We start from the raw sequence: 22,999 nt of genomic DNA on the forward strand, positions 1-22,999 counted from the left end.
ATTACTTACGCAGTTCGACGCGACGGTTCTGAGCCCACGACTGTTCGTCGTTGCCAGTTGCAACTGGACGCTCTTTACCGTAGGAAACCAGTTCCAGTTGGCCTGGAGCAACACCTTGCAGTACCAGGTAGCGCTGAACGGCTTTCGCACGACGCTCGCCCAGTGCCATGTTGTACTCACGAGTACCACGGGCGTCAGTGTTACCTTCCAGAACAACGCGAGCGCCGTTAGCTTTCAGGTCCTTGGCGTGAACGTCCAGAGCGCGCATGGCTTCTGGCTTCAGGTCCGAACTGTCGTATTCGAAGTAGAAAGTGGTGATAGCGCGCAGAGCAGCTTCTTCGCTCAGGGAGCCGTCGACCGCACCAGTGTTGGCGCCGTAACCAGCGTTTGGATCAACAGCTGCGCCTTCACCGGCATTGTCGCCGCCTTTAGAGGAGCAACCAACGGCTACGGACAGAGCCAGAGCCAGAGCAGCAAACTTACCAAACTTCAGCATTTCCATCGTGAAACTCCTAATGAACCCCAGTGTGTTAAGTACTTCTTTTTGTAGCGCCGCGTCAGTTCAGGTAAGGGGACCAGGATGGTTCTCTGACTTCGCCTTGTGCGGTAGGAAGTGGGAGCCTTACGCGTCCGTTGATGGACACGAGCATCAAGACTCCCCGGCCCTGCTGGCGGGTGGCGTAGATTACCATGGTGCCGTTGGGCGCAACAGTGGCTGACTCATCAAGGTTGGTATCTGTAAGGATTTTTACGGTTCCGCGCTGCAAATCCTGGGCCGCAACCCGGAAATTAGTGAAACCATCCTGACGGTGAATCATCACCAACGTCTTTTCATCGGCCGAAAGCTTGGGGTTGGCGTTGTAGTTACCAATAAAGGTCACACGTTCCGCACCGCCGCCGTTCACATTTGCCTTGTAGACCTGAGGCTTGCCGCCACGGTCGGAGGTGAAGTAGATGGTCGAGCCATCCTTGCCCCAGAACGGTTCGGTGTTGATGCCCGGGCCGCTGGTCACACGCGAGAGTTGACGCGAGGCCATGTTCATCACGTAGATATCCGGGTTGCCGTCCTTGGACAGCACGAAAGCCAGGCGCGAACCGTCCGGCGACCAGGCTGGCGCACCGTTGAGGCCTTCGAAGTTGGTGATCTGCTCACGACGGCCAGTATCGATGTGCTGCACAAAGATACGCGGGCGACGCTGTTCGAACGATACGTAGGCAATACGCTTGCCGTCCGGCGCGAAGCGCGGCGACAGGATTGGCTCACGGGACTGCAGCAAGGTCACTGCACGAGCACCGTCGTAGTCCGAACGCTGCAGGGTGTAGCGGGTATTGTCTACAGAGAAACGCTCAGCCGTGACATACAGTAGGCGCGTCGAGAACGCCCCCTTGATACCGGTGAGTTTTTCAAACGACTGGTCCGAGATGTAGTGAGCCATGTCGCGCAGTTGTTCGGCGGTACCCGATACGCTGCCGGTCAAGACCTGCTGTTCGGTGGCCACGTTGAACAACGTGTACTGGATCTGCAGGCGACCGCCGGCCGGCGTGATGCTGCCGACCATCAGGTACTGGGCACCCACCGCCTTCCAGTCACGGAAGATGACTTCGCTGGCCTGGGTTGGCTGGCTGATCATGTTGCCTTTTGGAATCGGCGCGTAGTAACCGGAGTTACGCAGGTCGTCGCTGACGATCTGGGCCATGTCGTCCGGCAGCACGCTGCCGCCCTGCCAACCGAACGGCACGACTGCAATCGGGGTGGCCCGATCACTGCCGCTGGTTACCAGGATGTTCTTTTCATCCGCCGCCGCTATCCCTGCCATACAGCAAATAACGACAAGCATTCCTCGAAGAAGGTTTCTCACAAGGCTAGATCCTCAGGTGTGAATGTCATCTTGAATGAACGATAGGGAGCGAAGTCACTTGGTTTCATTCCCTGCATCTCGGTCAACCGGCCAATATTCTTGACCGCGGCAACCGCCGAACTGTCGAACGAACCGTCACCACTGGACTTGGCCACGCTGACCGAAGTCACCGTACCGTCCGGCAACATGCCGATCTGCAGCACTACTGTCATGCCTTTACGTGCCGAAGGTGGACGTGTCCAACCTTCCGCTGCCCGCGCCCGAATCAGGTCGTCGAAACTGCCCGCGACTTCATCGCCACGCTCATCGGCCAAGGCTTGCTGACGCTGCGGCGTGTCGGAAAGCAAATCTGCCAGGGCCTGGGCCTTTTTCTCTTCGGCGGATTTGCGTGCTGCTTCCTGGGCCTTTTTCTTGGAGGCGTCGGCGGCAGCTTTCTTCTTCGCTTCGTCGGCGACTTTCTTCTTCGCCTCGTCTGCTTCAGCTTTTTTCTTGGCGTCTTCGGCGGCTTTCTTTTTCGCGTCTTCGACTATCTTTTTCTTGGCTTCTTCAGCGGCCTTTTTCTTGGCCTCTTCTTCGGCAGCCTTTTTGGCTTCTTCTTCCGATTTCTTCTTGGCTATATCAGCCAATTGTTTCTCTTCGGCCTTTTTCGCTTCGGCAGCTTTCTCGGCTTTCTTGGCTTCATCAGCCTTTTTAGCCTCGTCGGCCTTCTTGGCTTCGTCAGCCTTTTTCGATTCCTCGGCCTTTTGAGCCGCCTCTTCTTTCTTTTGTTCCGCAGCAGCCTTCACCGCTTCCTGCTCGACCTTCTTCTGTTCCATCTGCTCGACTTCAGTCTGGCGCGCGGCCGACTTCTGGGCCTCACCCGCAATCTTCTGATTGGTCTGGGTGGTGGCCTGACTTTTCGATTTCAGCTGATACAGGGTCGCCTGCACGATCGGCTTGGCTGGCGGCAGGTCCGGGGTCATGGCAAAGCTGACGAACAGCATGCCGAACACCAGGACGTGCAGGGCAATTGCCCACACGCCAGGCCAGAAGTAGCTTTCCGAGGCGGACGGCTCTCGCTGTTGCTGCATCAGGGCGCCTCGGTAATCAAGCCAACGTTACCGACGCCGGCCTTCTGCAGCCCGCCCATGGCGCCCATGACGGAGCCGTAGTCGACCGATTTGTCACCCCGGATAAACACCTGGGTGTGCTTGCCGCCTTCGTTGCCGGAGCGAATGATCTTGGTCACCGCATCGGTCATTGCAGGCAAGGTCAGGGCCTTGTCCTGCTGCTTTTGCGTATCGACTTCGCTGCCAAGGTTCCAGTAATAGGTCTTGTCAGCCTTGATCGAAATGGTCAGGACCTGAGTGTTGTTGTCCTGCGGCAAGGCTTCACTGGAAACCTTGGGCAGATCAACTTTCACGCCCTGGTTGAGCATCGGCGCGGTCACCATGAAGATCACCAGCAGCACCAGCATCACGTCGATGTAGGGCACTACGTTCATCTCGGCGACCGGCTTGCGCTTTTTGCGAGCTCGAGCGATTAAAGCCATTGGGAATTACCTGCTTATTCTTCGCTGGTGTGCACTTTACGGTGCAGGATCGCCTGGAATTCATCGGCGAAGGTGTAGTAACGGCCGATCAAGGTTTCGCTGGTTGCGGCAAAACGGTTGTAGGCGATTACTGCGGGGATAGCGGCGAACAGGCCGATCGCGGTGGCGATCAGGGCTTCGGCAATACCCGGGGCCACGGTGGCCAGTGTGGCTTGTTGCGCCTGGGCCAGGCCGCGGAAGGAGTTCATGATGCCCCATACGGTACCGAACAGGCCGATGTACGGGCTGACAGAACCCACGGTGGCAAGGAACGGCAGGCCCTGCTCGAGTTTCTCTTCTTCGCGGGAGATGGCCACGCGCATGGCACGGGCCACACCTTCCATCACCGCTTCAGGATCGACACCTGGCTGCTGGCGCAGGCGCGAGAACTCCTTGAAGCCAGCACGGAAGATCTGCTCGACGCCCGAATCCGGATCCGGGTTGCTGCCTGCCTGGCGGTACAGTTTGGACAGGTCGATACCCGACCAGAAGCGCTCTTCAAAGCTCTCCAGGGCACGTCGACCGGCGCGCAACATGTTGCTGCGCTGAAAAATCATGACCCAAGAGGTAACCGATGCGGCTACCAGGGTCAGCATGACCAGTTGAACCACGACACTGGCATTGCTGACCAGGCTCCACATGGAGGAATGGTCGACGACGGTAGGTTCCACGCTAAATCTCCTGCTTTGATTGTTGACCCGCGCCGCTCACGGCGGCAAAGGCCGCGCGTAGAGTTTCGGGAATGGCCCGAGGTTTCAAGCTGTTGGTGCGCACACACGCCACCAGGAACTGCCCCTCACAGAGCAGCGTTGCATCCGTGGCCCGCCTGACCTGCTGCTTGAAACGCAGGCTGGCACGGTTCAATTCGATGACTTCAGCGCTGACCAGCAACTCATCGTCCAGTCGCGCCGGCGCGTAATACCGCGCCTCGCTGGAATGCACGACGAATAACAGGTCGTCGCCTACCAGCTCGGACTGGGCAAAACCCAACTCCCGCAGCCGCTCGGTTCGAGCCCGTTCCATGAATTTCAGGTAATTGACGTAATAAACGATGCCGCCGGCATCGGTGTCCTCGTAATAAACGCGACAGCGATGTGCGAACGACTGATCCCCGTTTTGCGCGCGCATACTCTAGTGCTTACTCCTCAGGTTGCCAATTGGCTGGGCAACTGTTTTTTCATTCCTGAACGCTTTCAAATGACGACGCCAGACACTGGGACAGCACAAAGCTCGGATAAATCACCCCACATGACAAATACCCTGTAGGAGCGAGCTTGCTCGCGAAGAACCTGAGCACGCCGCGTATAACCAGACATACCGCGTTATCGTTGGCGTTTTTCGCGAGCAAGCTCGCTCCTGCAATTTTTTAATCGTCCACTGCATCGAGGAATTCGTCTACCACGGGCATCTCTCCCAATCGTGACGGAATGTTTAGCCCGAAGTGCAAATAGGCATGACGCGTCACCACCCTGCCCCGCGGGGTACGCATGATATAGCCCTGCTGGATCAGGTACGGTTCCAGCACATCCTCAATGGTATGGCGCTCCTCACTGATGGCTGCGGCCAGGCTGTCCACGCCGACCGGGCCACCGTCGAATTTCTCGATCATGGTCAAAAGTAGGCGTCGATCCTGGTGATCAAAACCATGTTCGTCCACATCCAGCAGGTTCAAGGCAAGGTCCGCCACGGCCTTGGTGATGTGGCCCTTGGCACGCACCTCGGCAAAGTCTCGCACGCGGCGCAGCAAACGGTTGGCAATTCGTGGCGTACCGCGAGCGCGTCGAGCGATTTCAAAGGCGCCTTCCGGGTCCAGGGGCAAGCCGAGGATACTCGCCGACCGGCTGACAATGGTCGCCAGATCGGCGGTGCTATAGAACTCTAGACGTTGAACAATGCCGAAACGGTCTCGCAGCGGGTTGGTCAACATGCCCGCGCGGGTGGTCGCGCCCACCAGGGTAAAGGGCGGCAGGTCGAGCTTGATCGAACGGGCCGCAGGACCTTCGCCGATCATGATGTCGAGCTGGAAGTCTTCCATGGCTGGGTACAGCACTTCTTCGACAATCGGCGACAAGCGATGGATTTCGTCGATAAACAGCACGTCATGGGGTTCAAGATTGGTCAGCAACGCGGCCAAGTCGCCAGGACGCTCAAGCACCGGGCCGGAGGTGGACTTGATCGACACGCCCATTTCCTGGGCGATGATATTGGCCAGAGTGGTCTTGCCCAAACCCGGCGGGCCGAAGATCAGGGTGTGGTCCAGGGACTCACTGCGCCCGCGAGCGGCCTGGATAAACAGCTCCATCTGCTCGCGCACGGTGGGCTGGCCGATGTATTCGGCCAGGCTCAACGGGCGGATGGCCCGGTCCTGGACTTCTTCACGGTCACGCGGGCCGGTGGCCGCGATCAGACGATCGGCTTCAATCACTTAAATCATTCCCTTCAGGGCACGGCGAATCATGTCTTCAGCGCTCAGGTTCTTGTCCTTGATGGCCGATACGGCCTTGCTGGCTTCCTGGGGCTTGTAGCCCAGGGAGATCAGCGCATTGACGGCATCGCTCTCGGCGTTGGCGACCTGGGCCGCCGGCATATCCGGCTGGTTCGGTACCAGGGCGAACATGCTCGGCACCACCTCCCAGGCTTTGAAGCGGTCCTTGAGCTCGACCAACAAGCGCTCGGCGGTCTTCTTGCCCACCCCCGGCACCTTGGTCAGGGCCGAGGTATCCTGGGCCGATACAGCCCGGACCAATTCATCCACTTCCAGGCTCGACATCAAGGCCAGGGCCAATTTGGGCCCCACGCCATTGAGACGAATCAGCTCGCGGAAGAAATCGCGGTCACGCTTGCCGATGAAACCATAGAGTAGTTGCGCGTCTTCGCGCACCACTAAATGAGTGTGCAAGGTTATCGGCTCGCCGACCGACGGCAGGCGATACAGGGTGGTCATGGGCACTTCCAGCTCATAACCCAACCCATTCACATCCAGAATCAGGTGCGGCGGCTGTTTCTCAGCCAGGGTGCCGCGCAAGCGTCCAATCACGGTTCAGATCCTTAAAGCTTGGGGGTCAGATCGGAGCCTGACCGCAAAAATAACGATTGCGCTGATGCTATCAGAGACGCAGCCGCCCGCCACGACTACGTGCTGCGCCCAAGCCGTGAGGCAACAGGCTGGAGCGGGTATGGGCATGGCAAATGGCGATGGCCAGGGCATCCGAGGCGTCGATCTGCGGCTTTGAAGTGAGCTTGAGCATGTGCATGACCATCATTTGCACCTGCTCCTTGTTGGCGCCACCGGTGCCGACCACGGCCTGCTTGACCTGGGTCGCGGTGTATTCAGCGATCTCCATGCCCTCCTCGGCACCTGCCACGATGGCAGCGCCCCGGGCCTGCCCGAGCTTCAACGCCGAGTCGGCATTCTTGGCCATGAAGACTTTCTCTATGCCCATGGTGACCGGGCCGTAGGTCTGGATGACTTCACGTACGCCGCGATAGACGATCTGCAGCCGCTCGGCCAATTCCCCTGCGCCAGTGCGGATGCAGCCCGAGGCGACGTACACACAGCCGCGTGGGGTCTGCTGCACCACGCCAAAGCCGGTGATGCGCGAACCGGGGTCGATACCTAGGATTAAAGTCATAACGCCTGCGGGTTGGATTTACAACGGTATGTGCCAGGCACACATTTGTGTAACAGCATAGAAGCCCTGTGGGAGCTGGCTTGCCTGCAATGCGGGCACCTCGGTGCTTCTGTCAAATCGAGGTGATGCTATCGCAGGCAAGCCAGCTCCCACAGCGGATATTCATCGTTCTTACGCGAGCTGTTCGGCCACAGACTCAGGGATGTCGGCATTCGAATACACATTCTGCACGTCATCCAGGTCTTCAAGCATGTCCAGCAGCTTCAGCACCTTCTGGGCACCGTCCAGGTCCAGTTCGGCACTGGTGGTCGGCAGCATCACGATCTCCGCGTCGGTGCCGCTGAAACCAGCGGCTTCCAGGGCATTACGCACGGCGTAGAAGCTGGCGAACGAGGTGAACACATCGATGGAGCCGTCTTCGTTGGTGACCACGTCATCGGCATCCGCTTCCATCGCGGCTTCCATCAGCGCGTCTTCATCAGTGCCCGGTGCGAAGGTGATCTGCCCCTTGCGCTCGAACAGGTAGGCCACCGAGCCGTCCGTGCCAAGGTTGCCGCCACACTTGCTGAACGCATGGCGCACGGCTGCCGCGGTACGGTTGCGGTTGTCGGTCATGCATTCGACCATCACCGCCACGCCGCCCGGGCCGTAGCCTTCATAGGTCAGCTCGACCATATCGTCGGTGTCGGCCGCACCGGCACCACGGGCCACGGCGCGGTCGATGATGTCGCGGCTCATGTTGGCGCCCAGCGCCTTGTCCAGCGCCAGGCGCAGACGCGGGTTGGAGCCCGGGTCACCGCCACCCTGACGGGCAGCGACGGTCAGTTCGCGAATCCACTTGGTGAAGATCTTGCCTTTCTTGGCATCCTGACGCTCTTTGCGGTGCTTGATGTTCGCCCACTTGGAATGGCCAGCCATAACACAACTCCGAATTCTCTAGAAACCTTATCAATCCCGCCCCAGGCGAGATTTCCCTCTTTTAAACGCAAAGGCGCATCCGAAGATGCGCCTTTTTGACTGCGTACAACCTTATCGCGCTTTCACGCTGCAGCCTTACTCAGCCTTCGGCGTCTCGCGCAGGCGGATGTGCAGCTCGCGCAGTGCCTTGGCATCAACCACACCCGGAGCCTGGGTCATGACGTCCGCAGCGCTCTGGGTTTTCGGGAAGGCGATCACTTCACGGATCGACTGGGCGCCGGTCATCAGCATCACCAGACGGTCCAGGCCGAACGCCAGGCCACCGTGCGGCGGCGCGCCGTATTTCAGGGCGTCGAGCAGGAAGCCGAATTTCTCTTCCTGTTCCGCTTCGTTGATGCCCAGCAGGCGGAAGACCGCTTGTTGCATCTCTTTGCGGTGGATACGGATCGAACCGCCACCCAGTTCAGTACCGTTCAACACCATGTCGTAGGCACGGGACAGCGCGCCTGCAGGGTTGGCTTCCAGCTCTTGCGGGGAGCACTTCGGTGCGGTGAACGGGTGGTGCAAGGCGCTGAAGCTGCCGTCGTCGTTCTCTTCGAACATCGGGAAGTCCACAACCCACATCGGCGCCCATTCGCAGGTCAGCAGGTTCAGGTCGTGACCGAGCTTGATACGCAGCGCGCCCAGGGCCTCGCTGACGATCTTGGCCTTGTCGGCACCGAAGAACACGATGTCGCCGTCAACCGCACCGACGCGATCGAGGATCGTGTTCAGGTTGGCTTCAGGGATGTTTTTCACGATCGGCGACTGCAGGCCGTCGACACCGTTGGCGCGCTCGTTGACCTTGATGTACGCCAGACCCTTGGCACCGTAGATGCCGACGAACTTGGTGTAGTCGTCGATCTGCTTGCGCGGCATGCTCGCGCCGCCAGGCACACGCAGGGCGGCGATGCGGCATTTAGGATCGTTGGCCGGGCCGCTGAACACCTTGAAGTCGACGTCCTTGAGCTGGTCGGCCACGTCCACCAGCTCCAGCGGGTTACGCAGGTCTGGCTTGTCGGAACCGTAGCGGCGCATGGCTTCTTCGAAGGTCATGTGCGGGAATTCGCCGAACTCCAGGTCCAGGACTTCCTTGAACAGGTTGCGGATCATCTGCTCGGTCAGGCCCATGATCTCTTTTTCATCGAGGAAGCTGGTCTCGATGTCGATCTGGGTGAATTCCGGCTGGCGATCGGCACGCAGGTCTTCGTCACGGAAGCACTTGGCGATCTGGTAGTAGCGGTCGAAACCAGCCACCATCAGCAGTTGCTTGAACAGCTGCGGCGATTGCGGCAAGGCGAAGAAGCTGCCGGCATGGGTACGGCTCGGTACCAGGTAGTCGCGCGCGCCTTCCGGGGTGGCCCGGGTGAGGATCGGGGTTTCGACGTCGAGGAAGCCGTTTTCATCCAGGAAGCGGCGGATGCTGGTGGTCATGCGCGAGCGCAGGCGCAGCTTCTCGGCCATTTCCGGACGACGCAGGTCCAGGAAACGGTAGCGCAGGCGAGTTTCTTCGCCCACGTCGGAGTATTCGTTGAGCGGGAACGGCGGGGTTTCCGACTCGTTCAGCACTTCCAGCTCATAGCCCAGCACTTCGATGCCGCCGGACGCCATGTTCTTGTTCACGGCACCGGCCGGACGCAGGCGTACCTTGCCGGTGATCTTCACGACGTATTCGCTGCGCACGCGGTCGGCGGCGGCGAAGCTTTCGGCGCGGTCCGGGTCGAACACTACCTGGGCCAGACCATCACGGTCGCGGATATCGAGGAAGATTACCCCGCCGTGGTCGCGGCGACGGTGAACCCATCCGCAAAGGGTGATTTCCTGACCTTCCAGGGTCTCGTTCAGTTGGCCGCAATAGTGGCTGCGCATCATGGTCGTGGTTTCACTTCTCGTAATTCGAAATTCGGTGGCAGGCCCGCCTCGTCACCGCACATTAAAGCAGGGGACGGATAATGCAGGAGCCTGCGCGTAGAGTTCAACTCAGTCTGCTTTGTCGCCGCCGGCCAGGTTCTTCTTGGCACCGGTCTTGAAATCAGTCTCGTACCAGCCGCTGCCGCTCAGGCGGAAGCCCGGCATGGACAACATCTTCTTCAACTCAGGTGCCTGGCAGGCAGGGCAATCGACCAGCGGCGCGGCGCTGATCTTCTGAATGGCTTCCAACTGATGACCACAGGAAGCGCATTGATAGTCGTACATGGGCATGGAGATGTCTCGGCGATCAGATCGTTACAGCGCCACGCCCTGCCCTGTGCATAAAGCCCGGCATGCGCAGCAAAGCGCGGGATTATATCTGGTAAATCAATACAGCGCAGCCGGCTTTGTGCCCAGGACCCGGCCCGTCGGGCTGAAGGCCCGGCCATCGGACTACTGCGCGAGCGTATCCCCGGACGTGAGGGCGCCCCGACCTTTGAGGACGTGAACCACGCACACCACCCTCACCAGCCCACTGAAGTTCTTCACGCCTCCGTAACGCAAATGCACTTCCCGATCGACATAGGACAACAGCGCACTGACCGAACAGGTATTGAGCCTGGCGATTTCCGTCAGGATATTCCAATAGATCTGTTCAAGCCGCAGGCAGGTAGAAAACCCATTGAGCCTGACCGAACGGGACAGTGGCTTGGCCAGCCCCATATCAAAACCCTTGGTAAAAGGGTCGACCTTTATCTTGTGAAAACCACAGGCTTCCATCATTCCCTTACCCACTCCACGTGACATACACCTGACACTCCATTGCCAAACAGCAGCCAATGGGCTTCTCCCATTGGACGATGGCCTATAAAACAGCAGCCAGCGCAGAGCAGCCAGAAGACGGGGAGTTGTTAGTTGTAGGACAACGCCAGGAAGCGCAGGGAAACCAGCAGGCGGCGCCGAAAAGGCGCCGCCTGGGTTCGACAGTTACTGGTTTTCAAGCAGGGAGCGCAGCATCCACGCGGTTTTCTCATGAACCTGCATACGCTGGGTCAAGAGGTCCGCCGTCGGCTCATCACTGACTTTGTCGAGCAATGGGAAGATGCCTCGCGCGGTACGCGTGACTGCTTCCTGACCGGCCACCAACTGCTTGATCATCTCTTCGGCGCTCGGCACCCCCTCTTCTTCCTTGATGGAAGACAGGCGGGCGTAAATCGAATAGGCACCCGGCGCCGGGAAGCCCAGGGCACGGATACGCTCGGCGATGGAGTCCACTGCCAGCGCAAGCTCGTTGTACTGCTCTTCGAACATCAGATGCAGCGTACGAAACATGGGGCCTGTGACGTTCCAATGGAAATTGTGGGTCTTCAGATACAGAACATAGGTATCGGAGAGTAGGCGGGAAAGTCCGTCGACGATGGATTTACGGTCTTCTTCACTGATACCAATATCGATTGCCATGTGTTTCCCCTTCAATTGACGAGCATTCATTGATCAGGTGCAGTTCCACTCTAGCAAGAGAGTGCGCCACGTGCAGCCCGACACACTCGGGCTGCATGCGGCAAATCGCCCCGCACCGACTGCGGGATCTGACTTGGCAAGCCTATTTACCTGTAGGAAGGGTCTAGGCCACCACTGAAAAAATCCCGCACCTGTCTAGGACAAGCGTTTGACGCAGAAATGCCGTGGCCGTGGCAACACCCCGAAATGCTTGATTTGAGTAGGCACAGCCTTTGCTGTTAAATAGACGCGGTGTGGCTGCCGTTTATTCCTGCGGCACGTCACATAGGCTGATACCCGCGCACGTGCTCAACGCCTCCCATTGTTCAGAAGCGAACCGTGCCAGTCAGCTCTTCCTTGTGATCCGTCTTAACGTGAGTTAACCAAAATGTTGAAAATCGTCCACCTGCTAACGGGCGTCGCAGCCTTGCTGCTGTCCTTTATTCCGAGCCTGCAGCCTGAAAGCCTGCCCTACCTGGAACAACACGACGCCCTGTACCTGGCCTTGTTCGGCCTTCTTAACCTGACGCTCGCGCCGGTAATCCCTTACTGGAACAAAGGCACGCGTCATCAACTGCAAAACCTGGTCAGTGCGCTGCTGGTGCTGACTGTTGTCGTACAAACCCTCACCCTCCTGGCGCCCATGCCTGAAGTCGGGGGCCATCCGGCCATCCTGCTCAGCCTGGTGATCGCTGTGGTCGCCATCGTTCTTCACCTGGCCATCAGCTTCTACCGCTCGTCTCCAGCGGCCGCGTCGCAAAACTATGACATGACCAACCGGGATACCGGGACCGTCAAGTGGTTCAACACCTCCAAGGGCTTCGGCTTCATTTCCCGCGACTCGGGCGACGATATCTTCGTCCACTTCCGAGCCATTCGTGGCGAAGGCCATCGCGTCCTGGTCGAAGGCCAGCGCGTAGAGTTCTCGGTGATGAACCGTGACAAGGGCCTGCAAGCCGAAGATGTCATCGCTGCCCTGCCGCGTCGCTGATCCCAGCCCTCGCAGCAAAAAAAAACCGCGATCCAGCCTTGGCTGGGTCGCGGTTTTTTTATTGCTTGCGCACTCAATAGTGTGGCGGCGGCGCTTCCTCTTCGGATGACTCGAACTGCCCGCCCATTTCTTCCTGGCGCTTGAGCAGTGCATTCATTTGCAATTGCAGACGTTCGACGGCCCGCTGCTGGGTGACCAGGATGTCGTTGAGGGTCTCAATGGTGTCGTCCTGGAAGGCCAGGCGGCTTTCCAGGTCGGTGACGCGTTCTTGCAGGTCCATGGTTCAGTCCTGGGTAAAGATGAAGTCGGCAGGCAATAGCTCTCGCAATCGGCTGCGAGTCGCGGCCACCTGCTCTTCGGTGTAGGGCCGGGCCGGGTGCTTGCCCCACACCGGGGCTGGCCAGGCGGCGTCGTCGCGCTTGCGCACAATCACATGCACATGCAACTGGCTGACCACGTTACCCAGCGCGCCGATGTTCATCTTGTCGGCCGCCAGCCCGTCGTTAAGCAGCTGCGCCAGGGCCGTCGTTTCTTGCCACAAGGTTTGTTGATCTGCGACATCCAGTTGAAACACTTCGCTGATACCTTCGATGCGCGGCACCAGGATGAACCAGGGGTAATTGGCGTCATTGGACAGCAGCAGGCGACAGAGCGGGAAGTCCCCAATGGCCAAGGTATCTTGTTGCAGGCGTTGATCTAAGGCGAACACGTGGCACTCCGTTCGGCAGGTCGGTAACAGGTGCCCAGCATACCTTCGAATGCCCAAGGCTTCACGGGCAATGCTGGCGGCCTTGAGGCAACCAGGCAAAAAGATGCACCCTTTAGAGGCAACAGCCCAGGTGAGCAACGCTAGGCCGGGCCTCAACGGGATGCACCAAAATAACCCACCTGTGCCTCAAAGGGATCCGCCGATTACCCACTGATAAGGGTCAACCGGTAACGTTTTACCCAGGTACAGGATTCAGGTACCACCGAACCGGGGTAACACCCTGGCGTCAAGCCCAACCGAAATGGCGTAAAACCCCCGTGCTTATGCGGTTTTTACAGGCTCATCACACTTTTCACGAAAAAATGACATTCGGTAAGTGGTTTGAGCACGCTTGTTGCATTCACCCCCATATCGTCGGCAACGACACCCGTTTGGACACAGGTGTTTCGCGATAAAAATAGTGGCGTTTCAATGTGTATCAGGGATGCGTTCAAACTTTGAAAGAAGTCTGAAAACAGCATTGAAGTTGTCAGCCTGGATACATTTCAGGCTGTGAATTTGCGACATGGATCTAGCGATTTACGACAGCCTCGTAAAGAAGCTGAAAGGATAATTGAGTAAGTATCGTCAATAGGGTCTGCGTGAGATAACTTTGCGCCGACACAAAAAGAAAGAGCCGCCCAGATAAAAATACAGGTGGGACGGCAGTACTCTTCCTAAAACCAAAGGAGCAAATCACGATGCGCGTGATGAAGTGGAGCATGATCGCCCTGGCTGTTTCAGCAGGCACCTCGCAGTTCGCAATGGCGTCCGCCCAGGACGATTCCAAGGGCTTTGTTGAAGACAGCACGTTCAGCATCAATACTCGCGCGCTGTACTTCAGCCGTGACTTCCGTAACAACCCGTCGGGCCCAGGCTCCAAGAGCCGTGCTGAAGAAACCGGCCTGGGCTTCAATGCCCTGTACGAATCGGGCTTCACCCAGGGCACCATTGGTGTCGGTGTCGACGTGATCGGCCTGATGGGCGTCAAGCTCGACAGCGGCAAGGGCCGCGCCGGCACCGGCCTGTTCCCAACCGGTTCCGACGGTCGCTCGCAAGATGACTATTCCAAAGGCGGCGGCGCGGTGAAGTTCCGCATCTCCAACACTGTGCTGAAAGTCGGTGACCAATACACCACAGCCCCAGTGTTTGCCTCCGACGACAGCCGCCTGCTGCCAGAGCTGCCGCAAGGTATCTCCATCACCAGCAACGAAATCAAGGGCCTGAAGCTTGAAGGCGGTCACTTCACTTCCAGCGTCGCGCAGAACCAGACCTACCACGACAGCCTGGGCCTGACCAAAACCGACTTCGTCGGCGGTGTGTATGCCTTCACTCCAGAAGTCACCGGCAGCCTGTACTACGCGAAAACCGAAGATTACTTCCGCAAGTACTACAGCAACCTGAACTGGACCCACGCCCTGAGCGATGATCAGTCGTTCGCCCTGGACTTCAACATCTACGACACCAAGAGCGACGGCGCCGGCCTGCAACGCGCAGAGAAAGATGGCGTGACCAAGCTCGACAACCGCGCCTTCAGCTTGCAGGGCGCGTACACCATCGGTGCTCACACCTTCACCCTGGCAGCCCAGAAAGTCACCGGTGACGGCGACTACGGTTACGGCGTAGACGGCGGCGGCACTGTGTTCCTGGCCAACTCCATCGCCCGTTCCGACTTCAACGCCGAAGGCGAAAAGTCCTACCAGGCGCGTTATGACATCAACATGGCAACCTTCGGCATTCCGGGCCTGAGCTTCATGACCCGTTATGTAACCGGTAGCGGCGCCAATACGGGCACCACCTCGAATGGCAAAGAGTGGGAACGCGACATCGAAGCCAAGTACGTGATCCAGAGCGGCCCGGCAAAAGACCTGAGCCTGCGCCTGCGTCAAGCGACTTACCGTTCCGGTGATGGCGTGTACTACGGTTCGCCGTCGATCGACGAGCTGCGTCTGATCGCCAACTACCCGCTGAACATCTTGTAATTGCCGGTTCAATTACAACGATGACTTGAGGCTTCGGCCTTAAACAAAAAGCCGCTCCTCTGTTTAAACAGGGAGCGGCTTTTTTATTGCAGTTTTATTTCAACCAACAAAACAACTAGCAAGCTAAGTAACTAGTTTTTCAAAGCTGACCTTTCGGCCAACTTCGATAGCATCACGCCAAGTTACTTCGGCGCACTTTCCTGCATCACCCGAATAACCCGTTGCGGAAACGGAATATCAATCCCGGCCGCTTTCAAACGGTCACGCGCCAGTTCATTGAACATAAACATCACGTCCCAATAATCCGGTGTGTTGGTCCAGCAACGCAGGGAGACGGTGATGGAACTGTCGCCCAAGGTCGACACCACCGCCACGGCGGCAGGGTCCTTCAGTACACGCGGGTCTTCAGCCAAAGCCAGCAGCACTTCACGGGCCTTCTGCAGGTCCGCCTCATAGTCCACACCCACGTCAAACACAACCTTGCGGGTCGGCTGGCGGTTGGTGTTGGTGATAAGGCCGTTGGACAGGCTGCCGTTGGGAATGATCACCGTCTTGTTGTCGCCGGTGCGCAGCACCGTGTGGAAGATCTGGATGCTGTCGACGGTACCCGAGGTACCCTGGGCTTCGATCCAGTCACCGATACGGAACGGGCGGAACAACAGAATCAACACGCCGCCGGCAAAGTTCGCCAGGCTGCCTTGCAAGGCCAGGCCGATTGCCAGGGTAGCGGCACCGATCGCCGCAACGAACGAGGTGGTGGCCACACCAATCATCGAGGCCACGTTGACCACCAGCATGACTTTGAGCGCGATGTTCGCAAGGCTGGTGATGAAGTGTTGCAGTGCCAAGTCAGCGTTACGCATGGCCAGCAGACGGCCCACGCGGTGAGTCAAGACGTTGATCAGCCACCAGCCGATGGCCAGGGTGACCAACGCCAGCAATACGCGGCTGCCGTATTCCATGATCATGGGGAGCCAAGACTGGGAGGTCTTGATCAGGTGATCCATTTCAGCGTTCAAATCCATCTACTTTCTCCTGTTGTGCGGCGATAAGGCTGTATTGACTGCCTGAAAACGCAATTGAGCCCCGAAGGGCTCAATTGTAGGCACTGATGCTGGGGCGTGGGACGCCAAAAGTGCCCACAGGTTCCCCAAAGTGCCATCAGTCGCGGAAGTTATTGAACTGCAGCGGCATGTCAAATGTCTTGGCGCGCAGGGCCGCAATGGCCTCTTGCAGGTCGTCACGCTTCTTGCCGGTGACACGAACCTGCTCGCCCTGGATGGCGGCCTGGACCTTGAGCTTGGCGTCCTTGATGTGCGCCACGATCTTCTTGGCCAGCTCTTTGTCGATGCCTTCCTTGAGCACGGCTTCCTGCTTCATCAGTTTGCCTGAGGCGTAGGCGTCCTTGACTTCCAGGCACTGCACGTCGATCTTGCGCTTGACCAGGGCCAGCTTGAGGATCTCGATCATCGCTTCCAGCTGGAAATCGGCTTCAGCGGTCAGGTTGACGGTCAGTTCCTTTTCCTTGAATTCGAAGCTGCCCTTGCCTTTCAAGTCATAGCGACGGTCCAGTTCCTTGACGGCGTTCTCGACGGCGTTGGTGACTTCGTGTTTGTCCAGTTCAGATACCACGTCGAACGAAGGCATGTGATTTCTCCAATATAAGGGGCGGGCTCAGTAGAGATGGAGCGCGCCCGAGCTAAAATGCCGGGGCATTATAGCGGTTCTTTCGCGCCGTTCACCGCTGGCGACCTTATGGAGTACACACTGATGTCGACCCCGTGGCATATTCTTGGCGCCGGCAGCCTGGGCACCCTCTGGGCCACGCGGCTGGCACGTGCGGGGGTGCCCGTCAGGCTGATTCTGCGCAATGAGGCGCGCCTGGCCGACTATCGAGCCGGCCAAGGGCTGACCCTGGTCGAGCAGGGTGTGGAACAGACTTACCCGGTAGTCGGTGAAACGCCTGACAGCCCGGAGCCGATTCATCGCCTGCTGGTCGCGTGCAAAGCCTACGATGCTCAAAGCGCTATCGCCCAGTTGCACCCTAGACTTGCGCCCGACGCCGAACTGATCCTGCTGCAAAACGGCCTTGGCAGCCAGGACGCAGTGGCTGCACAAGTGCCGTTGGCCCGTTGCATCTATGCCTCAAGTACCGAAGGCGCGTTTCGCGAAGGCGACTGGCGGGTGGTATTTGCCGGCCATGGTTACACCTGGCTGGGGGATGCGAGCCACCCCACGCCACCGCTGTGGCTGAACGACCTGCAAGCGGCCGGCATTCCCCACGATTGGGCCAGTGATATCCTCACACGCCTGTGGCGCAAGCTGGCGCTCAATTGCGCCATCAACCCGCTGACCGTGCTTTACCAGTGCCGCAACGGCGGTTTGCAAGCCCACGCGTGTGAAGTGGCAACCTTGTGCGCTGAATTGGCCGAGCTGCTGGAATGCTGCGGCCAGCCTGCTGCCGCACAGGACCTGCACAGCGAAGTGCAGCGGGTGATCCAGGCCACGGCGGCCAATTACTCGTCCATGCACCAGGACGTGGCCAACCACCGACGTACCGAGATCAGCTACCTGCTGGGCTATGCCTGCCAGGCGGCGGCCCGCCATCAATTGGTGTTGCCGCACCTGCAACAGTTGCAAGCGCGCCTGGTCGAATATCTGCGCGCACGCGGATTGGCCAGCGACTGAGGCACGCGCTACCCTGCCTACCTGTCTATCACCTGGGAAACCCCTGATGCCATTGCGCCAGCGTCTTGAAAATCTACCGGTAGGGCAGAAACTGCTGGCGGCCCTGCTGGTGTTGTTGACCACCGTATTGCTGGTGGCCAACCTGACGTTTATCAGCGCCGCCTACTGGATCTCCCAGGAAAGCATGGCCCCCCAGGCCTTGCAGTCCATTGGTCGACTGGTGTCCAACCCCGCGCTTGCCGCCGAGGCTCTTGAGTCTCCGACCAAGGCCGAGGCGCTGCTCAATGAGCTGACCAGCTATTCACCGTTGCGCGCCGCCGCTTTGTACGATGGCGAAGGCAACCGCCTGGCGCAGATGCAGCACGGCGACCGCCTGCACCTGCCGGACCACTACCGGCATATCGAAGCGTGGCGCCTCACTGAATTTCGAAGTAACCAGGTCATCACCCTGCCCCGTGGTACTCAGCCTTCGGGGCATTTGTTGCTGGTGGCCAGCAGTGAGCTGCCGGTGGCGTTCTATACCGGCACGCTGACCGCCAGCCTGGGCATCCTGATTTTCAGTGTGTTGTTGTGGCTGGTCATCGCCCGGCAGATCAAACGCCTGATCACACGGCCAATTCATGAACTTGAAGAACTGTCCCGCCAGGTGACCCGCGAGGAGAACTACGCTTTACGCGCCGGGCGTGGCAACCGTGATGAAATCGGCAGCCTGGCCGAAGCGTTCAACACCATGTTGTCGCGCATCGAAGCCCGCGAGCAGCAACTCAAACGCGCGCGCGACGACTCCCAGGCCGCGTATGACCAGGCCCAGGGTTTGGCCGAAGAAACCCGGCATACCAACCGCAAGCTGGAACTGGAGGTCCAGGTACGCAGCAAGATCGAGAAAAAGCTCACGGGCTTCCAGAACTACCTGAACAGCATCATTGACTCGATGCCCTCGGCGCTGATCGCCCTGGACGAACAACTCTATGTCACCCAGTGGAACCAGGAAGCTACCGCCCTCTCCGGTACGCGTCTGGACGAAGCCCTGAACCAGCCGGTGTTCCTGGCCTTCCAGCCGCTCAAGCCGTACCTGCCACAGATCAAGGCCACCGTGGAGCAGCACACAGTGGAGCGGATAGAACGGGTCACCTGGATCAAGGACGACGAGCCCAAGCATTATGCGCTGACGTTCTACCCGTTGATGGGCGGCGCCGGGCGCGGTGTGGTGATCCGAATCGACGACATCACCCAGCGCCTGTCCCTGGAAGAAATGATGGTGCAATCGGAAAAAATGCTCTCCGTGGGCGGCCTGGCCGCAGGTATGGCCCATGAGATCAACAACCCGTTGGGCGCGATCCTGCATAACGTGCAGAACATTCGGCGGCGCCTGTCCCCCGAGCTGCCCAAGAACCTTGAACTTGCCGAACAGGTGGGCATCGAGCTGGAGACGGTCAACCGATACCTGCAAGGCCGCGAAGTCCCGCAACTGCTCGACGGCATTCAGCAGGCCGGGGCGCGTGCCGCGAAAATCGTTACCCACATGCTCAGCTTCAGCCGCCGCAGCAATCGCCAGATGGCGCCCTGTGATTTGCCAGCGCTGATCGACCAGGCCGTGGACATCGCCGGTAACGACTTTGACCTGACCATCGGTTTCGATTTCAAGGGCCAGGCGATCATCCGCCAGTTCGATCCGCAACTGGGCCCGGTGCCCGGCACCGCCAACGAGCTGGAGCAAGTGCTGCTCAACTTGCTGAAAAACGCTGCCCAGGCGATTCACCTGCGCGAGGACGACAGCGAGCCGGGGCGCATCATCCTGCGCACCCGCCTCAACCCGCCGTGGGCGGAAATCCAGGTGGAAGACAACGGCATCGGCATGAGCGAAAACGTGCGCAAACGCACGTTCGAACCGTTCTTTACCACCAAGGAAATCGGCCAAGGTACCGGGCTTGGGCTGTCAGTGTCGTATTTCATCATCACCAACAACCACAAGGGCCAGATGGAAGTGCATTCCACCCTGGGCCAGGGCACCTGCTTTACCTTGCGCCTGCCTTTGGCCGGCAGCCAATTGCCCCCCACTGAACTTACCCAACTGGAGCACTGACCATGGGCTTTCGCCTGTCGAAGATCTACACCCGTACCGGCGACAAAGGCGAGACCGGCCTCGGCGACGGCCGCCGCGTGCCCAAGGACCATCCACGCGTGGAAGCGATTGGCGAGGTGGATACGCTGAACAGCCAACTTGGCCTGCTGCTGGCCAACCTTGAAGAACAAAGTGGCAAGCACCCGGCGTTGAAGGACGTGATTGAAGTGCTCACGCCTTGCCAGCACCGTCTGTTTGACTTGGGCGGTGAACTGGCAATGCCGGTATACAAGGCGCTGAATGCGGCGGAAGTGGATCGGCTGGAAGCAGCGATTGATCGCTGGAACGAGGAAGTCGGGCCGCTTGAGAATTTCATCCTGCCCGGCGGCTCAGCCTTGATTGCCCAGGCCCATGTGTGCCGCAGCCTGGCGCGCAGCGCCGAGCGCCGCTGTCAGCACTTGAATGCGGTGGAGCCACTGGAGGGTGTGGGGTTGGCGTACATCAATCGGTTGTCGGATTTGCTGTTTGTGGCGGCCAGGGTGATTGCCAAGCGCCAAGGCGTTGCGGAAGTGTTGTGGCAGGCGGCGGCCAAGCCACACTGACCTGATCGCTCCCACGCTCTGCGTGGGAATGTATCAAGGGACGCTCCGCGTCCAAAACGTGACGCAGAGCGTCACAGGAGGCATTCCCACGCAGAGCGTGGGAATGATCATCATCAGAGCTGCATCACACCTGCGGCCAGAACGCTCGAATACCTGCCACACCTTGCGCACCAGCCTCCCAGGCCTGCTCCCGCTGCGCCGGCCCAACCCCGCCCAACAGAAACACCGGCTTGCTGAACCCGGCGATCAACTGCTGCGCCTGCTCCCACCCCAACGGCTGGGCATCCGGATGGGTCTGGGTCGGCTGCACCGGCGACAGGGTGACGAAATCCACGTCCATCATTTCTGCCAGGGCCAGCTCTTCCGCGTTGTGGCACGAAGCCGCCAGCCAACGGTCTTTGGGCAGTGGGCGGCCCTTACTGGCGTATTTGCGCAACTGCGCCGAGGTCATGTGCCAGCCGGCAGCTGGGAAATCCCCCAGCCACTCGAACGGCCCCTTGAGCATCAATTGCGCCTTGCCGGCACACAGGCCCACCGCATCTACCGCCAGGTCACGGTATTTGGGGTCATAGCCGTTGGGCGCACGCAGTTGAACCAGCTTGATGCCACCAGCAATAGCCTTTTGGATACCGCGCAACAGCGTCGGGGTCTCCAGCTCGCCAGGGGTGATCAGGTACTCGGCGGGCAAGCGTGCCGCGGCGACAATCGGCGCATTCGCCGCCGGAAATTCATAGTTGACCAGGTCCCGCGGTGCCACCCACGCCAACGGCTGCCCTTCAGCGCCATGGGGCTCGCCGGTAAAAGCCGAGACTTCCCAGACATCCAGCAATACCTGCTTGTCCGGATAGTCATGTTGCACCTTGATCAGCGGCCGCGCCGTGGTGACCTGGATGCCCAGCTCTTCCTGCAATTCACGGGACAAAGCCGTGGCAACCGACTCATCAGCCTCCACCTTGCCGCCGGGAAACTCCCAGAGCCCGCCTTGATGCTGAGTATCGGCACGGCGCGCCAGCAGGATCCTGCCATCGACACCGCGGATCACCGCTGCTGCTACATGCACTCGTTTCACGCCACTGCTTCCTCTCGTCGTAGCCCTTTGTAGGAGCGAGCTTGCTCGCGAAGAACGTCAACGATAACGCGTGCATCCAGGATAACCGCGATGGCATTGAGTTTTTCGCGAGCAAGCTCGCTCCTACAGGGGGAGGGTCATTTTCAGGTACGGTATTCCGCGTTGATCTTCACGTACTCGTGGGACAGGTCGGTGGTCCAGATGGTTTCGCTGCAGTCACCACGACCCAGTTCGATACGGATGGTGATTTCTTCCTGCTGCATCACCGCCGAGCCCTGGGCTTCGGTGTAGGTTTCGGCGCGGGCGCCACGGCTGGCGATGCACACGTCACCCAGGAACACGTCGATCTTGCTCACGTCCAGGTCCGGCACGCCAGCACGGCCGACAGCCGCGAGGATACGGCCCCAGTTCGGGTCCGAAGCAAACAGCGCGGTCTTGATCAGCGGCGAGTGCGCCACGGTGTAGCCCACATCCAGGCATTCCTGATGGTTGCCGCCACCGTTGACTTCAACAGTGACGAACTTGGTCGCGCCCTCGCCGTCACGCACGATGGCCTGGGCCACGTCCATGCACACTTCAAACACTGCCTGTTTCAACGCCGCGAACAATGGACCTTCGGTGGACGTGATTTCCGGCAGGTTGGCCTGGCCGGTGGCGATCAGCATGCAGCAGTCGTTGGTGGAGGTATCACCGTCGATGGTGATGCGGTTGAACGACTTGTTGGCGCCGTCCAGCATCAGGCGTTGCAGCACATCACGGGAGACCTTGGCGTCGGTGGCGATATAACCGAGCATGGTGGCCATGTTCGGACGGATCATGCCTGCGCCCTTGCTGATACCGGTGACGGTGATAGTCACGCCCTCATGCACGAACTGACGGCTCGCTCCTTTTGGCAAGGTATCGGTGGTCATGATGCCGGTAGCGGCAGCCGCCCAGTTATCCGCAGACAGGTCATCGAGCGCGGCTTGCAGGGCACCTTCGATTTTTTCCACCGGCAGCGGCTCACCGATCACACCGGTGGAGTACGGCAGCACCTGGCTGGCATCGACGCCGGTCAACTGGGCCAGCTTGGCGCAGGTGCGCGCCGCCGCGACAAGGCCCGGCTCTCCGGTGCCGGCGTTGGCATTGCCGGTATTGGTCAGCAGGTAGCGAATCGACCCGGCCACTCGTTGCTTGGCCAGAATCACCGGCGCAGCGCAGAAGGCATTGAGGGTGAACACGCCCGCCACGGTCGAGCCTTCCGCACAACGCATCACCACCACATCCTTGCGCCCCGGGCGCTTGATGCCCGCCGAAGCGATACCGAGTTCAAAACCGGCAACCGGGTGCAACGTGGGCAAAGGACCAAGACCAACAGCCATGAATGCGCTCCTCAAAAATAGGTGATGTCTGTGCCGTCGCTATCGACGGTGGGAATTAATGGCAAAA

Annotated in this window: 25 protein-coding genes; 5 read left to right on the forward strand and 20 right to left on the reverse strand. The window is 59.4% G+C overall.

Annotated features, from left to right (window positions below):
* Position 1 precedes the first annotated feature (1 nt).
* The 14 genes from pal to BT204_RS13670 all read right to left on the reverse strand — a co-directional run bounded on the left by pal (position 2) and on the right by BT204_RS13670 (position 11,390).
* Entirely contained in the window at positions 2 to 502 is a 501-nt protein-coding gene (gene pal, locus BT204_RS13605) for a peptidoglycan-associated lipoprotein Pal (RefSeq protein ID WP_003193861.1), read from the reverse strand.
* A 55-nt stretch (positions 503 to 557) separates the two neighbouring features.
* Positions 558 to 1,838 (reverse strand): Tol-Pal system beta propeller repeat protein TolB, encoded by a 1,281-nt coding sequence (tolB, locus tag BT204_RS13610; RefSeq protein WP_032874245.1) that lies wholly within the window; start codon positions 1,836 to 1,838, stop codon positions 558 to 560.
* A gap of 17 nt (positions 1,839 to 1,855) precedes the next feature.
* Positions 1,856 to 2,929: a cell envelope integrity protein TolA gene (gene tolA, locus BT204_RS13615; protein ID WP_003193863.1), complete on the reverse strand. Its 1,074-nt coding sequence runs from the start codon at positions 2,927 to 2,929 to the stop codon at positions 1,856 to 1,858.
* A complete protein-coding gene (gene tolR, locus BT204_RS13620; RefSeq protein ID WP_161793227.1) occupies positions 2,929 to 3,381 on the reverse strand; it encodes a protein TolR in 453 nt (150 codons plus the stop codon). The genes tolA and tolR overlap by 1 nt, the downstream gene beginning before the upstream one ends.
* A 23-nt stretch (positions 3,382 to 3,404) precedes the next feature.
* Positions 3,405 to 4,100 (reverse strand): protein TolQ, encoded by a 696-nt coding sequence (gene tolQ, locus BT204_RS13625; protein WP_003193865.1) that lies wholly within the window; start codon positions 4,098 to 4,100, stop codon positions 3,405 to 3,407.
* A 1-nt stretch (position 4,101) separates the two neighbouring features.
* A complete protein-coding gene (gene ybgC, locus BT204_RS13630) occupies positions 4,102 to 4,557 on the reverse strand; it encodes a tol-pal system-associated acyl-CoA thioesterase (RefSeq protein WP_072447138.1) in 456 nt (151 codons plus the stop codon).
* A gap of 238 nt (positions 4,558 to 4,795) precedes the next feature.
* Positions 4,796 to 5,854: a Holliday junction branch migration DNA helicase RuvB gene (ruvB, locus tag BT204_RS13635; protein WP_003193867.1), complete on the reverse strand. Its 1,059-nt coding sequence runs from the start codon at positions 5,852 to 5,854 to the stop codon at positions 4,796 to 4,798.
* Positions 5,855 to 6,466, reverse strand: coding sequence for a Holliday junction branch migration protein RuvA (gene ruvA / locus BT204_RS13640; protein WP_054898002.1), 612 nt, complete (start codon positions 6,464 to 6,466; stop codon positions 5,855 to 5,857).
* A gap of 70 nt (positions 6,467 to 6,536) precedes the next feature.
* Positions 6,537 to 7,061, reverse strand: coding sequence for a crossover junction endodeoxyribonuclease RuvC (ruvC, locus tag BT204_RS13645; protein ID WP_019821257.1), 525 nt, complete (start codon positions 7,059 to 7,061; stop codon positions 6,537 to 6,539).
* A 171-nt stretch (positions 7,062 to 7,232) separates the two neighbouring features.
* The gene (locus tag BT204_RS13650) at positions 7,233 to 7,979 is read right to left on the reverse strand and encodes a YebC/PmpR family DNA-binding transcriptional regulator (RefSeq protein ID WP_034128583.1); all 747 of its coding nucleotides are present in this window, start codon (positions 7,977 to 7,979) and stop codon (positions 7,233 to 7,235) included.
* 135 nt (positions 7,980 to 8,114) lie between these two features.
* Complete coding sequence (gene aspS, locus BT204_RS13655; protein ID WP_005790914.1) at positions 8,115 to 9,890, reverse strand: aspartate--tRNA ligase; 1,776 nt, start codon at positions 9,888 to 9,890, stop codon at positions 8,115 to 8,117.
* 108 nt (positions 9,891 to 9,998) lie between these two features.
* Positions 9,999 to 10,220, reverse strand: coding sequence for an FmdB family zinc ribbon protein (locus BT204_RS13660; protein ID WP_003193872.1), 222 nt, complete (start codon positions 10,218 to 10,220; stop codon positions 9,999 to 10,001).
* A gap of 162 nt (positions 10,221 to 10,382) precedes the next feature.
* Positions 10,383 to 10,736: a ribbon-helix-helix domain-containing protein gene (locus BT204_RS13665; protein ID WP_034128584.1), complete on the reverse strand. Its 354-nt coding sequence runs from the start codon at positions 10,734 to 10,736 to the stop codon at positions 10,383 to 10,385.
* Positions 10,737 to 10,916: 180 nt separating this feature from the next.
* Positions 10,917 to 11,390: a Dps family protein gene (locus tag BT204_RS13670; RefSeq protein ID WP_003193874.1), complete on the reverse strand. Its 474-nt coding sequence runs from the start codon at positions 11,388 to 11,390 to the stop codon at positions 10,917 to 10,919.
* A gap of 427 nt (positions 11,391 to 11,817) precedes the next feature.
* On the opposite strand from BT204_RS13670, the gene BT204_RS28290 reads away from it, so the two are divergent.
* On the forward strand, positions 11,818 to 12,420 hold the full coding sequence (locus tag BT204_RS28290) for a cold-shock protein (protein ID WP_003193875.1): 603 nt from the start codon (positions 11,818 to 11,820) through the stop codon (positions 12,418 to 12,420).
* Between the two features lie 73 nt (positions 12,421 to 12,493).
* Here BT204_RS28290 and BT204_RS13680 read toward each other — a convergent pair whose 3' ends face one another.
* Together BT204_RS13680 and BT204_RS13685 are read right to left on the reverse strand one after the other, a co-directional pair.
* On the reverse strand, positions 12,494 to 12,700 hold the full coding sequence (locus BT204_RS13680; protein ID WP_072447140.1) for a SlyX family protein: 207 nt from the start codon (positions 12,698 to 12,700) through the stop codon (positions 12,494 to 12,496).
* 3 nt (positions 12,701 to 12,703) lie between these two features.
* Positions 12,704 to 13,129: an HIT domain-containing protein gene (locus BT204_RS13685; RefSeq protein ID WP_054898003.1), complete on the reverse strand. Its 426-nt coding sequence runs from the start codon at positions 13,127 to 13,129 to the stop codon at positions 12,704 to 12,706.
* 740 nt (positions 13,130 to 13,869) lie between these two features.
* On the opposite strand from BT204_RS13685, the gene BT204_RS13690 reads away from it, so the two are divergent.
* Positions 13,870 to 15,150, forward strand: coding sequence for an OprD family porin (locus BT204_RS13690; protein WP_034128586.1), 1,281 nt, complete (start codon positions 13,870 to 13,872; stop codon positions 15,148 to 15,150).
* A gap of 182 nt (positions 15,151 to 15,332) precedes the next feature.
* Here the strand turns inward: BT204_RS13690 and BT204_RS13695 are convergent, their stop codons facing one another.
* Both BT204_RS13695 and BT204_RS13700 read right to left on the reverse strand, forming a co-directional pair.
* The gene (locus BT204_RS13695) at positions 15,333 to 16,175 is read right to left on the reverse strand and encodes a mechanosensitive ion channel family protein (RefSeq protein ID WP_054898004.1); all 843 of its coding nucleotides are present in this window, start codon (positions 16,173 to 16,175) and stop codon (positions 15,333 to 15,335) included.
* A gap of 136 nt (positions 16,176 to 16,311) precedes the next feature.
* Positions 16,312 to 16,797 (reverse strand): YajQ family cyclic di-GMP-binding protein, encoded by a 486-nt coding sequence (locus BT204_RS13700; RefSeq protein ID WP_003193880.1) that lies wholly within the window; start codon positions 16,795 to 16,797, stop codon positions 16,312 to 16,314.
* Positions 16,798 to 16,920: 123 nt separating this feature from the next.
* On the opposite strand from BT204_RS13700, the gene BT204_RS13705 reads away from it, so the two are divergent.
* Genes BT204_RS13705 through BT204_RS13715 form a run of 3 tightly spaced genes read left to right on the forward strand, consistent with a single transcriptional unit; the run spans position 16,921 to position 20,502 of the window.
* A complete protein-coding gene (locus BT204_RS13705; protein WP_072447142.1) occupies positions 16,921 to 17,838 on the forward strand; it encodes a putative 2-dehydropantoate 2-reductase in 918 nt (305 codons plus the stop codon).
* A 46-nt stretch (positions 17,839 to 17,884) separates the two neighbouring features.
* Positions 17,885 to 19,921 (forward strand): sensor histidine kinase, encoded by a 2,037-nt coding sequence (locus BT204_RS13710; RefSeq protein WP_054898005.1) that lies wholly within the window; start codon positions 17,885 to 17,887, stop codon positions 19,919 to 19,921.
* A 2-nt stretch (positions 19,922 to 19,923) separates the two neighbouring features.
* Positions 19,924 to 20,502 carry a cob(I)yrinic acid a,c-diamide adenosyltransferase gene (locus BT204_RS13715; RefSeq protein ID WP_032895497.1) on the forward strand — a complete coding sequence of 193 codons (579 nt, stop codon included), beginning with the start codon at positions 19,924 to 19,926 and terminating at the stop codon, positions 20,500 to 20,502.
* A 124-nt stretch (positions 20,503 to 20,626) separates the two neighbouring features.
* Here the strand turns inward: BT204_RS13715 and BT204_RS13720 are convergent, their stop codons facing one another.
* Positions 20,627 to 21,571: a Nudix family hydrolase gene (locus BT204_RS13720; RefSeq protein WP_047711674.1), complete on the reverse strand. Its 945-nt coding sequence runs from the start codon at positions 21,569 to 21,571 to the stop codon at positions 20,627 to 20,629.
* Positions 21,572 to 21,714: 143 nt separating this feature from the next.
* Positions 21,715 to 22,932 (reverse strand): bifunctional glutamate N-acetyltransferase/amino-acid acetyltransferase ArgJ, encoded by a 1,218-nt coding sequence (gene argJ / locus BT204_RS13725; protein WP_034128590.1) that lies wholly within the window; start codon positions 22,930 to 22,932, stop codon positions 21,715 to 21,717.
* Positions 22,933 to 22,999: the final 67 nt, after the last annotated feature.

It is taken from the genome of Pseudomonas sp. NFPP02, assembly GCF_900119355.1.
Taxonomy (GTDB): domain Bacteria; phylum Pseudomonadota; class Gammaproteobacteria; order Pseudomonadales; family Pseudomonadaceae; genus Aquipseudomonas; species Aquipseudomonas paracarnis.